Source organism: Neiella litorisoli (assembly GCF_014773395.1).
Lineage (GTDB): Bacteria > Pseudomonadota > Gammaproteobacteria > Enterobacterales > Neiellaceae > Neiella > Neiella litorisoli.
Genome location: NZ_JACXAF010000006.1, coordinates 24112 through 38268, shown reverse-complemented (window position 1 = coordinate 38268; position 14157 = coordinate 24112). Strand labels below are relative to the sequence as shown.

The following is a 14157-nucleotide window of genomic DNA, read 5'->3' as shown; positions in this document are numbered from 1 at the left end:
GTTAGATTAAATTTGGGCCAGCCAGAATAGGGGATGGCGGTTTTTCAGGCAAGTACTAATCGGGGTCGATATCGCAGCACAATACGCGCGCGCCACTGCCGGTGCGAAAATAAATAGATAGCGTCTGACACATAGAGCCATCAGAAATCGATAAGTAGGGCAGCGAAATATGCATTCGATCCTGCGCTTCCATCGCCTTACGAAAATAACCCCGGCGGCCCCAATCACTGCTGCGGGTTTGGGCTAATGGCGATTGCGAGTTGGCTAATTTGTCGCAGGTGACAATACCAATTTGGCGGCCTTGTTCGTTCAGTACGAAACAGCGTCTTACTGAACTCAGACGCAGCAGCGAACGCGCTGAGCGCTCTAAGGTCTGACCATTGCGAAGGCCAAGTACGGTTTGTTGCACATGGTGTTGAAAGTTATCGAACAGCCGGCGTCGGCGCTCGCAATCTCGGCGCCAAGCCCGTTGCGACTGGACCGATAAATTGGACATCTGAAGCCGAAGGTCATCCTGATTTGGCAATTCCTGACGCGGATAGCCAAACAAATAACCTTGGCCCATATCAACGCCAGCATTAGAGATCAGCATCGCTTGGTCAACGGTTTCAATCCCTTCGGCCAGCACTAGCGCCCCGCTTTGGTGGACTAAATTGACCAGCCCCGGCAGCATTTGCTGAATAGTGGTTTCATTGGCGGCACGCAACACCATGTTGCGATCCAATTTGACGATATCCGGCAGTAAGGTCCAGATCCGCTCAAAATTAGAATGGCCTGCGCCAAAATCATCAATGGCGATCTTACAACCCAGCGCGCGATAGCGGCCGACGGCGTCAACCAACCCTTGCGGATCGTAACTGGCCTGTTCGGTCAGCTCGATCACCACGCGACCAGCAGGCACCCCCGCCCACGCCAAGGCAGCAGCCAAATCATCAGCATCACCGGGCTGTGCGATCAGTTGTGGCGACAAGTTAATGAAAAGCCAGCCCGCTTGTTCCGCTACCGGCTGAAAAGAAGCAATGTGCAGTAATCGAGAAAGCCGCTCGAGCAACGTCAGCTCGGCTTCGCTAGAGGCCATTTCAGTAAATAGTTGCGCCGGCATCACCGTGACACCATGGACATCTTCGCCGCGCAGCAGCGCTTCAACGCCTACAGTACTTTGATGGGAATAACTGACAATGGGCTGCAATAAAGAAAACAGGGACAAGTCTTTGAACGCGGCAATCCATCGACCATCTACCTGAGACAGTCGAGAGGCAAGTAATTCAACATTACGGCGCGCTAAGGCATCAACCTGAGGAGCTCCCCCCTGAGGTCCAGATACCGAAACACCAGCGCTGCGTAACTTTAGGTTGTTTACTAAATCCATGCGGCGATTCGCTTAGCACATTTGTTAGATTGCGCAAGTAAGTGACCACACTTTTACACATTGCTAACAAATAAAAAACCCTTTTGAGTGAATAAAACAGAACAAACTCAATTAGTTTGAGCAGGATTTCGGTTACTTATGCAGTATTGAAAGAGTGTAAAAAAGGCTACAGAAGGCGCTTTGCCAACCACTTGGCCGCGGTTGCAAATGAGGTATCAATGGCCGAAGCAAAGGTCGGTCTTTTTAAGCGAACCAATTCACCTTGCTCGGAGCTGGCGGCGATCAATTGGGCATCGGTCATGGTGCCATATTCATCGTTGGGGTGGGCAATAGCCAGCATTGGCACTGACGTGCGGCGCGAACCAAGCAGCCCTTGCCGACGCAGCGAAAAGTTAGCAACGGTCGCCATCATGAGTTCAGGATAGGCCGCATCCAAACCTAATCGAGAGGCCCATTGATCCAACAGCATTTGCGGCACTCTTGAGGCTAAACCTTTATCAACCATGGCCTCATGCACTGGCGAACCAATCGCGACGACGCCGGCAAGCAAGTCAGGCTCTAGGTATGCGGCTCTGACCGCGGCATGACCACCGGCTCGCATGCCAAGCATGGCGACCTTGTGGCGATTGATCCAAGGGTTATCTTGAATATGTTGCAGTACCTGCAGATGCAACGCGCAGGTGTCCTGATCGAGCTTCCAATGTTCGGCATAACCAACGCCGGGCATATCAACGCCAAGTACGGCAATGCCCAGCGGCCCGAGGTAATCACGGAACACTCGAAAATAGTCAGATTGCAGGGCGTCGCCACCACCAGCCATGATCACCAGCGGCACCGGCTCGTCTGTTTTGGGCAAATGCAAGTAACACTGCAGCTGGTGACCTTGATAAGGCACCTTGACGATTTGCAGCGGATCATTCATCAATTCGCCGGCTTGTTGATAGGCCTGATTAGCCAACACGTGGGAATCTTCGGCTAGCACATCACCCCGCAAATGGGGATAACCGGCGATGGTGTAAAACAGACACGACTGGAGGAAATGCTTACGGGCTGCGTCGCGCTCACCGTTAGCCAGCGCCGCCTTGCCGTCATGCATGCGCAGCGCTCCCTCTTGCGACCACTCATAATTCCAGTTGCCGGGACGATAGCCGATGACCGTATCGATTAGGTCTTCATGGGTGCGCTTGTTAGTCGAGACCGCGATACGCGCCTGAACCTCCTGCAACAGCAGTGGGTCAAGTCCCTGCCAAGCCCATTTAAAGACCTGCATGCGCCGATACCAACCAGCCTGAACCTGCCGTTGGCCGGCCTGACTATTGGCAACCGAGGATGTTTCCGAGGCTTGCTTACGCTGCATTCCTTTTGCAGAACCTGAGCCATCATCTTTCATATCCGGTTGCCAATTCACGATACAAACTCCGTTTTGTTAGTCGATTTTGTCGCTTTTACACAAGGGATCGCTGTAGTTCAGCTGCATATCCCATGGCAGTTCAATCCAAGTGTCCTGAGCCACATCGGCGACATATTCGTCAACCAAATCGCGCCCCTGAGGCTTGGCGTAGACGGTAATGAATTTCGCTTTCGGATACATCTCGCGTATTTTGCGCGCGGTGTTGCCAGTGTCGACAAGGTCATCGACCACTAACATTCCCTCACCATCACCTTCGGCAGCACTCAGAACTTTCAGCTCTTTTTGCTGCTCATCGTGAACATAACTGGTGATACATACCGTTTGTACCAAGCGCAAATTGAGCTCGCGCGCGAGGATACTCGATGGCACCAAACCGCCACGACTGACAGCAATAATCCCCTTCCATTGGGAGGCAGGCAGTTGACGCCTAGCCAATTCACGAGTGGCGCGGTGCAACTCTTCCCACGACACAAAAAATTGTTTGCTATTCGCAAATCCCATAATGGATTCCTCTACGATTAGTGGCCAAATACAATCATTTTAATAACGAACAGTGCGGCCAGAATCCATACTGCAATAGAGACATCTTTGCCTCGACCGCTGAATAATTTGATAACAGCATAGCTAACAAAGCCCAGCGCAATACCATTAGCGATGGAATAAGTGAGCGGCATCATAATCGCGACCACAGCGGCTGGCGCTGCTTCAGAAATGTCATCCCAGCTCACTTTGGTGAGGCCAGATAACATCAACACCGCGACATAGAACAAGGCTCCTGCGGTGGCATATGCTGGCACCATACCGGCCAACGGAGCGAAGAACAGCGACAATAAGAACAAGCCACCGACGACCACAGCAGTCAAGCCAGTACGACCACCTTCAGCCACACCCGCACCACTTTCAATGTAAGAGGTAGTGCTTGAGGTACCCAGCACAGAACCAGCCACAGTGGCGGTCGAATCTGCTAACAAAGCTTTGCGCAGACGCGGTAGGTTGCCTTTGTCATCCAGCAGGTTACCGCGCTGAGCAACGGCCATCAAGGTACCGGCAGTATCGAACAAATCAACAAACAAGAAAGCAAAAATAACGCTGATCATCGCCACATCAAAAGCGCCGGCAATATCCAGCTGCATGAAGGTTGGCGATGGATCAGGTGGCATCGAGAAAATACCGCCGTATGGCTGTAAGCCAAGCAATACCGAAAGCAGGGTCACGAATAAAATAGCGATCATGACACCGCCTTTAACCCGGCGATATTCCAAACCAACAATCATGAAAAAGCCCAGTACGGCGAGCAATACCGATGGCGAGGTAATATCACCTAAACCGACTAAGGTGGCGTCATGATTGACCACGATGCCAGCACTTTGCAGCGCAATAAAGCCGAGGAATAAACCGATACCGGCACCAATACCAATTCGCAGAGGCTGCGGAATGGCATCAATGATCCACTCACGCACTTTAAATACACTCAGCAAAATAAAGCAGATACCCGACAAGAACACCGCACCAAGTGCGACTTGCCAGGTGTAACCCATGCCCAAAACCACACCGTAGGTGAAGAAGGCATTTAAACCCATGCCCGGCGCTTGCGCGATTGGGTAGTTGGCGTACAGACCCATGATCAAACAGCCGATAGCCGCAGCCAAACAGGTGGCAACGAATACCGCACCTTGATCCATACCAGCGGCGGAAAGGATATTCGGGTTAACGAAAATAATGTAAGCCATCGTCAGGTAGGTGGTGATACCCGCGATAACTTCGGTGCGCACGTCAGTACCGTGCGCTTTCAGTTGGAACAGTTTTTCTAACATGTTGTGATCCTGTTGAAATCCGTTTCGCATTGCTTGCAAGTAGTGGAAAGGCGCTAAGGATAACGACCTAAAAAAAATTGCCAATCCCAGCTCGCCATTGTTTTGATTTGCATCAGTAGCGAAAAGTTTGCAGCGCGACCCAGATCAGTGTAGCTGGTTGTCCAGCAAATCCTTGGTAATTCACGAATATTGGTCAGAAAATCCGCTTATTAGCAGCCCTGCAGAGTGCAAACAGGTATGCTTTTCCGTCATCTCGGTACTTGCTAATACATGGCATAGCCTGGGTTAAAACGATCTATTTGGAACAAGGACACATGATAAAAGTTCTCTGCAAGCCATTTCTGTATAGCAGTTTGGTGGGTTTAATCACTGGCTTAAGTTGTCTGGCATGGACACCGAACCATGTGTTGGCCGGATTTCTGATCACTCTGGCACTGCTACTGCTCGCTGTTGGCCTGCAACAAACCAAACATTTTAGCAGTGTCAGCTTTACCGTGTTTATCTTCGCCGCGGTGAGTGCGGCAATGTTCTTTCCGCAGCACTTCACTCATATTGGCGATTTCAATCTCAAGCAATTGATTGTGCCATTGCTGATGATCATTATGTTTGGCATGGGCTGCTCGATGAGTTGGCGTGACTTCTCCGCCGTCGTGCAATCACCTAAGGCGGTGTTTATCGGCCTGATTTGCCAATTTACCTTAATGCCGGTCATTGGCGTGAGCTTGGCACTGCTATCCGATCTGCCGCCGGAAATTGCTGCCGGAATCGTCTTAGTCGGCTGTTCGCCAAGTGGTTTGGCATCGAATGTGATGGCTTTTATCGCCGGCGCCAATTTAGCCTTATCACTGACCTTAACCGCAGTCGCTACCCTGTTAGCGCCACTGATGACTCCCTTTTTAATGAATCTGTTGGCCGATCAGTTTGTTGCCATCGATCCGATCGCCATGCTGTTAAGCATCATGAAAATGGTGATCCTACCGATTATTGCTGGCGTCTTGGTCAATCATTTTTTCAAACGCAATATCAAGCTGATTAATCGCGTGATGCCATTTATCTCGATGGCAGGTATTGCCTTGATCATCACCGTGATCACAGCCGCCGGCCGTGATGCGCTGCTGACCATTGGCGCAACGTTAGTGGTGGTGGTCATCATCCACAATGTCAGCGGCTATTTGCTGGGTTATGGTTTGGCAAAAGTGGCAGGTTTGGATGAAAAGTCAGCCCGAACCATTTCGTTTGAAGTGGGCATGCAAAACTCAGGGCTCGCCTCAGGACTGGCGCTAACCATGGATAAAGTCGCAACCATGGGGTTGGCCCCCGCCGTATTCGGTCCGTTTATGAACATTTCTGGCTCAGGTTTGGCGGCTTGGTGGCGAAAAGCCAACGAGCGCTCATCGCAAAAATCAGCCAAAGCATAGAAGCCTCATCTGATATTTTTCCAGTTCTGTCCATAATTGATGACAGGATCTACTCGCCGATGTCATTCGTATCCATTGGCGATGGCCGCAAGGAGCCATAAAATACGGCGCGATTATAATAAACAAACTACCGAAGCTTCAGGAGCATCCATTGGCCGATTTATCATCATTACAACCAGCACCGTTGTGGCAGTTCTTTCAAACCATTTGCAGCATTCCTCACCCATCCAAACATGAGGAAGCGTTGGCAACTTGGATCTGCCAGTGGGCCACCGAACAACAACTCGATTGGCAGCGCGATACCGTCGGCAACGTTATTATTCGTAAACCAGCGGCGGCAGGTTGTGAGCACTTACAAACTACCGTACTGCAAGCGCACATTGATATGGTGCCGCAAAAAGGCGTCAACAGTGACCACAACTTTGCAACCGACCCAATTGACACCATCATTGATGGCGACTGGCTAACCGCTAATGACACCACCCTAGGTGCCGATAACGGCATTGGTATGGCCTCGTGCTTGGCAGTGCTGGCTGCAGATGACTTGGCTCATGGCCCGATTGAAGTATTACTGACCATTGACGAAGAAGCTGGCATGACCGGCGCGTTTGGCCTTGAAGCAGGCCTGCTTACCGGCACCATGTTGATTAATACCGACTCCGAGCAAGAAGGCGAAATCTACATGGGTTGCGCTGGCGGCATTGATGCCAACATCAACTTGCCGATTGAGCGTCAACCGGGTGAACTGCCCGTCGCCGCAACGATCACAGTTGGCGGCCTGCGCGGCGGTCACTCCGGTGTCGATATCCATCTTGGTCGTGGCAATGCCAACAAACTACTGGCTCGCACCTTGTTGCAACTACAGCAACAACAAGCGATTGAATTAGTGTCATTTGACGGCGGCTCACTGCGCAACGCGATTCCACGCGACGCCAAAGCCATTGTTCGATGCGCCGATGCTGCGGCATTGGCCGAGCAAGTAGCTGTGTTGCAAGCTTGCTACCGCAATGAGCTGGTCGTATCGGAGCCTAATCTGGCACTAACCGTGGCAACTGTCGAGAATCAACAACAGGTGCTCACCGAAGCGAGCCAACAAGCCTTTATTCAGGCGATGATGGCAACTGCCAATGGCGTGATGGCAATGAGCCAGCAAATTGATGGCGTGACCGAAACCTCAACCAACTTGGGTGTGGTGACCACAGCCGAGGATCACATCAAGGTGTTGTGCCTGATCCGCTCATTAATTGACAGCGCTCGTCTCAACACTGAGCAAGCCATTGCCAGTTGCTGGCAGCTAGCTGGCGCTTCAATAGAAATGACAGGGTGTTACCCTGGTTGGGCGCCGAATCCAGAGTCACCGGTGATGGCGTTAGTTGACAAGGTCTATCGCCAGAACTTTTCTGATGAGCCGAAAATCATGGTGATCCATGCAGGATTAGAATGCGGCCTGTTCAAAAAAGCCTATCCAGAGATGGATATGGTCTCAATCGGCCCGACCATCAAATTCCCTCATTCGCCGGATGAAAAAGTACAAATCAGCAGTGTCGCTAACTACTGGACCTTGTTGACCGAGATCCTCAAGGCCATTCCAGCAAAATAAATGCTACCGCTTACTTCTGCTGCTTCGGTAGCAGAAGTAAGTCCTCACAACGGGCCTGTTAATTAGCCATCAAACGGCAAGTCGAGTTGCGCTTGAGTCGCCGAGCGCAAACCAACTGAAATCCCCACTAAACGGATCCCCTTGCCCTGACCCCGAACATAAGCCTCAGCCAATAACTCCATCAAGAATGCCTTGCTAACCGCCGATTGCTTATGCTCGACCGTGGTCTGGCGAAAGTCAGAGAATTTCAGTTTAATGCCGCATCGGTCAATCCGATGAGCAACTTCGGCATTGTCGATCCGGCGCAGTAAATCGGGCAGCAATTGTTCGACAACCGCCTGACATTGTTCTTGCGAGGTCAAATCTTCGGCTAAGGTGGTTTCCACGCCAACGGATTTACGAGTGCGCTCGGTCATCACTGGACGCTCATCGCGGCCATAACAACGCTCATACAGTGCTAGGCCAAACTTACCAAATTGCTTGATCAGCGCCTCAACCGGCTCAGCTTGCACATCAGCTGCCGTGCGCAAGTTCAAACGATGCAAACGCTCTAACGTGGCCTTGCCGACACCGGGTATTTTTTCTAACGGCAATTGCCGCACGAAGTGCTCGACTTGCGCCGGCGCAATAACGAATTGACCATTGGGCTTATTCAGATCACTGGCCACTTTGGCAAGAAATTTATTGGGCGCCACCCCAGCTGACGCGGTCAAACCGGTTTGCTGATAAATGTCCGCACGAATTTGTTCGGCCAATAAACTGGCGCTACCACGTAGCAAACGATTGTCCGAGACATCGAGGTAAGCCTCATCAAGCGACAGCGGTTCAATGTGTTTGGTGTAGCGTTGAAAAATACCATGGACTTGGCGGGATACTTCTTTGTAGAGATTCATTCTGCCCGGTACGACTTTCAAATCGGGGCACAGCCTGAGCGCTTGTGACGTCGCCATCGCCGAGCGTACGCCATAACGGCGGGCCAGATAGTTGCAGGTGGCAATCACTCCTCGTCGATCAGAAGCGCCGCCAACAGCCAGCGGTAGGTTGCGCAACGCTGGCTGTTCACGCATCTCAACGGCGGCAAAAAAGCAGTCCATATCGATGTGAATGATTTTTCTTAGTGGGGTCGTACTCATGCCAAAACTGTATACTTAAACAGTATTACAAGCCAACTGGATCAAGCGCTAATTATCGACTAAATCGACTCTTGCTTTGGCTTGGCGTCGCTTCAGGTTGTTTTCGTTCAAGCTTCAATGAACGGCGTTGCCACCAACGCTTAGCAACAACCTGCAAATCGGCACTGCGATCGCTTTCATCCATGATCTCCAGACCGAATAAAGTTTCGACCATGTCTTCTTGGGTAATGATGCCCTCCGTTTGGCCGTATTCGTCAATCACCAACAGGATGTGACTGCGCTCTTGAATACACAAATCAAAGGCATGAGTGAGCGTGGTGGTCTCAATCACCGCCTTAATATCGCGGCGGAATTCAGCCAGCAGGCGGTGACCTTCACCATTGGCCTTGGCTTCGAGCAAATCCATTCGCATGACAAAACCGGTGACATGCTCTTTGTCATCGAGGTAAACCGGAATGCGCGAGAAATGTTTTTTATCTTGCTGTTCAAAGAATTCATCAATGGTTTGAGATTCATCGGCAGAAAAAACCACCACTCGCGGGGTCATTACGTCGCGGACTTTAGTTTCTTTAAATTGCAGCAAATTCAATAAGATTTTGGCTTCATCAGAGGCGATATGGCCTTCTTGCTCACTCACCTCTGCCATCACTGCAAACTCACTGCGGCTCAAGCCTTGTTGCGGCTTGTGGCTACTTATGAGCCCAGTAATAGCATCAGACATCTTAATGAACGGATACAGCAAAATAATCATGTAGTGCAGGCAATAGGCGGTCACGCCAGCGAGCTTTTGCCAATACAACGCACCCAAAGTCTTTGGAATAATTTCTGAAAACACCAAAATCAGAAAGGTCAAAATGGCTGAGAACACGCCCAGCGAAGCGCTACCGAAGACCTCTGCCGCCTGCGCACCAGCACCGGCTGCACCTATGGTGTGGGAAATGGTATTGAGGGTGAGAATGGCCGCTAATGGCGCGTTAATGTTGTCTTTCAAGCGCCGTAAAATCTGGCCACTACGCTTGCCTTGCTTCTCTTTCAAAGCAATAAAAGGAGCACTAAGGCTCAACAAAACCGCTTCGAAAACGGAACATAAAAATGAGACCAGAATGGCCAGAAGAACAAAGACGATCAGTAGTGTCATTAGCTAGTTGCTTGCCTCCACAGTAGCAAAGCAGTGGTGATGGTTTGAGTTGCTGAGCCTATCACAAGGCCGCCTTGGTCGGCGAGTTTTCGCGCCCAAGCGGCTTATTGCCGTTATTGATGAGGGTTGTGTGGTGATTCCAGCAGACTGATAAAACCGCCGCCATTGTATACCTTGCTGTAACCCGCTTGATTGAGCTGCTGCTCGGCGATGCCGCTGCGGCGACCACTACGACAATATACGACGATATCGGTATCTGGGCCCAACTGATGATGCTGAACTCCGGCAACAATCAATTCATAAGGGATATTGATGGCGCCAGCTAAATGGCCTTGTTGAAACTCCTCGGTGGTACGCACATCAATCAGTACCGCGCCATTAACCACTTGCTGCCAAGCCATCTGCGGATCTTTTGGCGCCACCGTTTCGGCGTTTGCGGCGGCAAACGAGCATAGCGCAACAATAGTGACAATCACCTGAAGCAAGCTGGAAAAACCCTTTGTCATCTCTAACACTCCTGATAACAGCATGTCTGGCAAACAAAAATTTTGAAGGTTGTCTGCGCCTTTGCTGAAATACTTCGTATAATTCTCGGAGCACCAAATATACCGAAAAGATAGTCTGATTGTGTCTGCTTTTTTGCAACATCAGGTGTCAGAACACGAGCCGCGAGATATTTACAGGAGAAACCATGAAAAAGATTTCAATCGGTCTGGCGTTGTCAGCCTTGGTCTTGGCTGTACCAGCAACTGCTGGTGACATCGCCAAGGGCAAAACCATTGCCGAAACCGTCTGCATGGCCTGCCACAACCCAGCAACGGGTGAAGGCAACATGGACATCTATCCAAATTTGGGTGGTCAAAAAGAGGCATACCTCAAGTCGTCCATCAAGGCCTATAAAGACGGTCAACGCACCGGACCAATGGCTGGCATCATGAAGGGCATGGTGGCCAGCCTGTCTGATGATGATATCGCCAATGTGTCAGCCTACTTTGCCTCATTGAAGTAACACAGTCAGACCAACCGCTTCTACAGGCGAGCATTGCTCGCCTTTTTTGTCGCTAAAAATTGTGGCACCGCTTCCATTGCCACAAACTTGTTCTAACGCAAAGCGATTGAGTCTTCACTGATTTTTCATATCGCTGTTTTTGCTCCAAACGTTTAGCTTCGACTAACCTTGTTGCAAGCTAGGTAACGCAGCAGCTCACGCCGCTGTGTATAAACATCGACGATCGACGTTAGCTTAGGCTCCTACCGTCGAGATCAAAGAATAACGCGACAGATGTGGTTGAGATAGCAATCTGCTCGCGGACAAGGAATGGAAAATGACGCAGTCCCTTTATCCACTGGCCGTTTGGTTGTACGCCCCTGCCGACTTGCATCGCTTGATGTATGCATTGGCTTCCGATTTATCGCTTCAGAAAAGCCTGACTCAAAAGTTTTCCCAAGCCAGAAAGCTCGGTGTTGATGGCATCATCGTACCGATCAGCTGGCGCATCATTGCGCCGTTTCATCCAGACAATGCCGAGCAGGAGAAATCATGGCGAGGCTATCGCACCCTGTTTGAACTGTTGCGCTCCACCGGTTTGAACATCATTCCCGAATTCAATTTAGCCACTAGCGGCCTCAGTGATGCTCGTCAGCAACAGCTAATGCCGGATTGGTTCTGGGGCTACATTTCCCAGCAAGATCAATCACAATGGCCCCAAGATAGTCTCAAATATGTGGATAACTCCGGCCGCGACAGCATGGCCGCACCAAGCCCGTGGGCGCGCGAACTCTACCTCCCCTATGTAAGCCAGTGGTTGTCCGGCTTTGTTCAGTTTTTTGATGATTTTGCCAGCCATATTCCACATATCGCGATTGGCACAGGGCCGGAAGGCGAACTACGCCATCCGCTCCTCAAACGTCATGGCAAACCGGTCCAGCTGCCGGTATTCAGTGAACTGGCAGTGGCCGATTTTGAACAGCACATGCGCCGCCATTATGGCTCGAAGTCAGCCTGGTACGAGGCTTGGCAAATGCAGCCAGAATTGTCGGCGAGAAAACTACTGAAACAGGTGCAGCAGGAGTTTGTCGGCCTTTACGGCTACATGAGCGCCAGCGAGCCGCTGCAATTATCGCAAGCTGCAAAAGATTTCTTTGCTTGGTACCAAGGCATCTTGATTGAACAAGCTGACGCGGCGGTGGGCTTGGTCGATCAACTACTGCCGTCGCACTGGCAATGCTCTTTGGGGCTGCGCTTGCCAACGACGTTTGGCAGTCAGGCAACCGAGCAGAATCAACGGGTGTTGGCCGCTTTTGCCGGATTGCAGTTATCGGAGCAGCCCAATCAGGATTTCGAATTCTTCGATGCCTTGGTGGCAAAAATTCGCCAAACCACCGAACGGCCGCTGTGCTTTAGCATGACCGGCTTGGAACATGCCAAACATTCGCATCGTGTCTCAAGCTGGCTGCGCCACGCCAAAAAACAAGGGATCCCGATTGTTGCCGAAAATGCTGATGTGCAAGCACTGGCAGAGCACCCGACTTGGGATAGCATGGTCCAACGGGTACTTCACAAGCCCATGTTGGCAGGCTGGGCATTGCGCGATTTGGATAGCGCTCTGGACAAACAATCGGCTGGGCCATTCCGACTGCGTCAGTTGGCTCACTTGAAACATGGCGGTTCGCCCGATCCACAACACAGTCGCAAAATATTCCGAGTCATGGGGCCATTGCACTTAAAAGTGGCCAACCAGAAACTGCTCCTTGAAGAAGAAAATTGGGCCGAGTTTGAGCAGCAAATCAAACAGCTACGCCGTATCGGTGTCAGCGCCATTTCGACCGACTTATGGTGGGGCCTGATTGAAGGACCACAACCGGAAGTATACGACTGGAGCTATTACGACCGAATGCTCGAAGTGCTGGCGGCTCACGATATGCATTGGGTGCCGATCCTGTCGTTCCATCAGGCTGGCGGTAATGTTAACGACGACTTTATGCAAACCATTCCATTGTGGTTGTGGGGCAAAATCCTCGTGGCAAACCCAGAGTTGGAGTCGGTTCGCGACTTACAATATGTCAGTGAATCGGGCGATTCTTCGATGGAATATGTGTCGTTGTGGGCCGATCAATACGTATTGCCCTATTACCGCCGCTTCATGGCCGCTTTCAGCAAGCATTACAGTGCCCACGCTGAGCTTATTGATGAAATTAACATTAGTCTCGGGCCTGCAGGAGAGCTGCGCTACCCAAGCTATAACGCCCACGACTGGGGCAATTACCCCAACCGTGGCACGCTACAGTGCTACAGCCGTTTAGCCCAGCAAGATTGGCTGAGCTATCTGGAGCAAAAATACAGTACGCCAGCTGCGCTCAACTATGCTTTGGGTACTGAAGTTCGAGACTTTACCGAGATGGCCTTCCCTGAGCCTGATGAGCTGTTTAACAACAAGCAGTACATGCACAGTCCGCTAGGCAGAGAGTTCCTCTATTGGTATCAGCAGTCGCTGGTCAATCACGGTAGGACGATCCTCAAATGTGCCGCTGAAGTATTTGACGGCCCCCTGTTGCATGTGCCACTTGGCCTCAAAGTGCCAGGCATTCACTGGGAAGTTAGCGATCCGGTGATGCCACGGGCCGCAGAGATCACCGCCGGTTTGATTGCTCCGCACGCCAACATGGGCCCACAAAACCATGGTGAATATGCGCGCCTGCTGGAGGATCTCATTCCGAAGAACCTCCGCAACCGAGTGGTGATGCACTTCACTTGTCTGGAAATGATTAACAAGGACTATGAAGGTTACTCGCGGGCTGAAGATCTGGTTAATTGGATGGCCGACGCGGCAGCCGAAGTTGGCGTCAGCCTGATGGGTGAAAACGCCCTTGCAGGCGAGCTGTATGGTAAGCAAGGTTGGAAGCAAATTGCCCGCGCCTTGGATCGCCAGCCCGGATTTGGCGGCATTACCCTACTGCGGCTGCAGAACCTGTTTGACGATCATCCGCTACCGATGCAGCAGTTGAAGGAGCTGATCAACAAAGAGCAATAATCGCTTGCTTTGATCTGCTCGCCTCAGTTGCTTGAGTTGCTCGATAAAGCCCGCAATATGCCAATATTGCGGGCTTTTTGATGCTGATTTTTTAGCCAAAAAATTGACCTAAACCTCACTACGTCATTCTGATGATTGCACTTTCAGCACAACCATGAAACGTTAAAAAGAAAATAATGAAAACGTTTTCTTGCGTATGTAAATCATTTCTCATTACGCCAGAACTCATCCGTGCAGGAGCCC

At 51.1% G+C, this 14157-nt stretch carries 11 protein-coding genes; 4 read left to right on the top strand and 7 right to left on the bottom strand.

The features are described from left to right. Window positions 1–55 precede the first annotated feature (55 nt). The 4 genes from IC617_RS05785 to IC617_RS05770 all read right to left on the bottom strand — a co-directional run bounded on the left by IC617_RS05785 (window position 56) and on the right by IC617_RS05770 (window position 4594). Window positions 56–1369, bottom strand: a complete 1314-nt coding sequence (locus IC617_RS05785; RefSeq protein ID WP_191144040.1) for a sensor domain-containing phosphodiesterase — start codon at window positions 1367–1369, stop codon at window positions 56–58. Between the two features lie 166 nt (window positions 1370–1535). Beyond that, window positions 1536–2777 (bottom strand): alpha/beta hydrolase, encoded by a 1242-nt coding sequence (locus IC617_RS05780; RefSeq protein WP_191144039.1) that lies wholly within the window; start codon window positions 2775–2777, stop codon window positions 1536–1538. A gap of 18 nt (window positions 2778–2795) precedes the next feature. Then, on the bottom strand, window positions 2796–3281 hold the full coding sequence (gpt, locus tag IC617_RS05775; RefSeq protein WP_191144038.1) for a xanthine phosphoribosyltransferase: 486 nt from the start codon (window positions 3279–3281) through the stop codon (window positions 2796–2798). A gap of 17 nt (window positions 3282–3298) precedes the next feature. Continuing rightward, window positions 3299–4594: an NCS2 family permease gene (locus IC617_RS05770; RefSeq protein ID WP_191144037.1), complete on the bottom strand. Its 1296-nt coding sequence runs from the start codon at window positions 4592–4594 to the stop codon at window positions 3299–3301. A gap of 314 nt (window positions 4595–4908) precedes the next feature. Between IC617_RS05770 and IC617_RS05765 the strand changes: the two genes are divergently transcribed. Further along, window positions 4909–6012: a bile acid:sodium symporter family protein gene (locus tag IC617_RS05765; protein WP_191144036.1), complete on the top strand. Its 1104-nt coding sequence runs from the start codon at window positions 4909–4911 to the stop codon at window positions 6010–6012. Between the two features lie 151 nt (window positions 6013–6163). Next, window positions 6164–7612, top strand: coding sequence for an aminoacyl-histidine dipeptidase (locus tag IC617_RS05760; RefSeq protein ID WP_191144035.1), 1449 nt, complete (start codon window positions 6164–6166; stop codon window positions 7610–7612). A 62-nt stretch (window positions 7613–7674) separates the two neighbouring features. Here IC617_RS05760 and dinB read toward each other — a convergent pair whose 3' ends face one another. From dinB to IC617_RS05745, 3 genes are all read right to left on the bottom strand, one after another. After that, the gene (dinB, locus tag IC617_RS05755) at window positions 7675–8745 is read right to left on the bottom strand and encodes a DNA polymerase IV (protein ID WP_191144034.1); all 1071 of its coding nucleotides are present in this window, start codon (window positions 8743–8745) and stop codon (window positions 7675–7677) included. A gap of 52 nt (window positions 8746–8797) precedes the next feature. Next, a complete protein-coding gene (locus IC617_RS05750) occupies window positions 8798–9883 on the bottom strand; it encodes a CNNM domain-containing protein (protein ID WP_191144033.1) in 1086 nt (361 codons plus the stop codon). A gap of 113 nt (window positions 9884–9996) precedes the next feature. Then, window positions 9997–10389 carry a rhodanese-like domain-containing protein gene (locus IC617_RS05745; RefSeq protein ID WP_191144032.1) on the bottom strand — a complete coding sequence of 131 codons (393 nt, stop codon included), beginning with the start codon at window positions 10387–10389 and terminating at the stop codon, window positions 9997–9999. Window positions 10390–10574: 185 nt separating this feature from the next. Here IC617_RS05745 and IC617_RS05740 point away from each other — a divergent pair, with 185 nt between their 5' ends. Then, on the top strand, window positions 10575–10892 hold the full coding sequence (locus IC617_RS05740; protein ID WP_191144031.1) for a c-type cytochrome: 318 nt from the start codon (window positions 10575–10577) through the stop codon (window positions 10890–10892). 316 nt (window positions 10893–11208) lie between these two features. Continuing rightward, the gene (locus IC617_RS05735) at window positions 11209–13914 is read left to right on the top strand and encodes a family 14 glycosylhydrolase (RefSeq protein ID WP_191144030.1); all 2706 of its coding nucleotides are present in this window, start codon (window positions 11209–11211) and stop codon (window positions 13912–13914) included. Window positions 13915–14157: the final 243 nt, after the last annotated feature.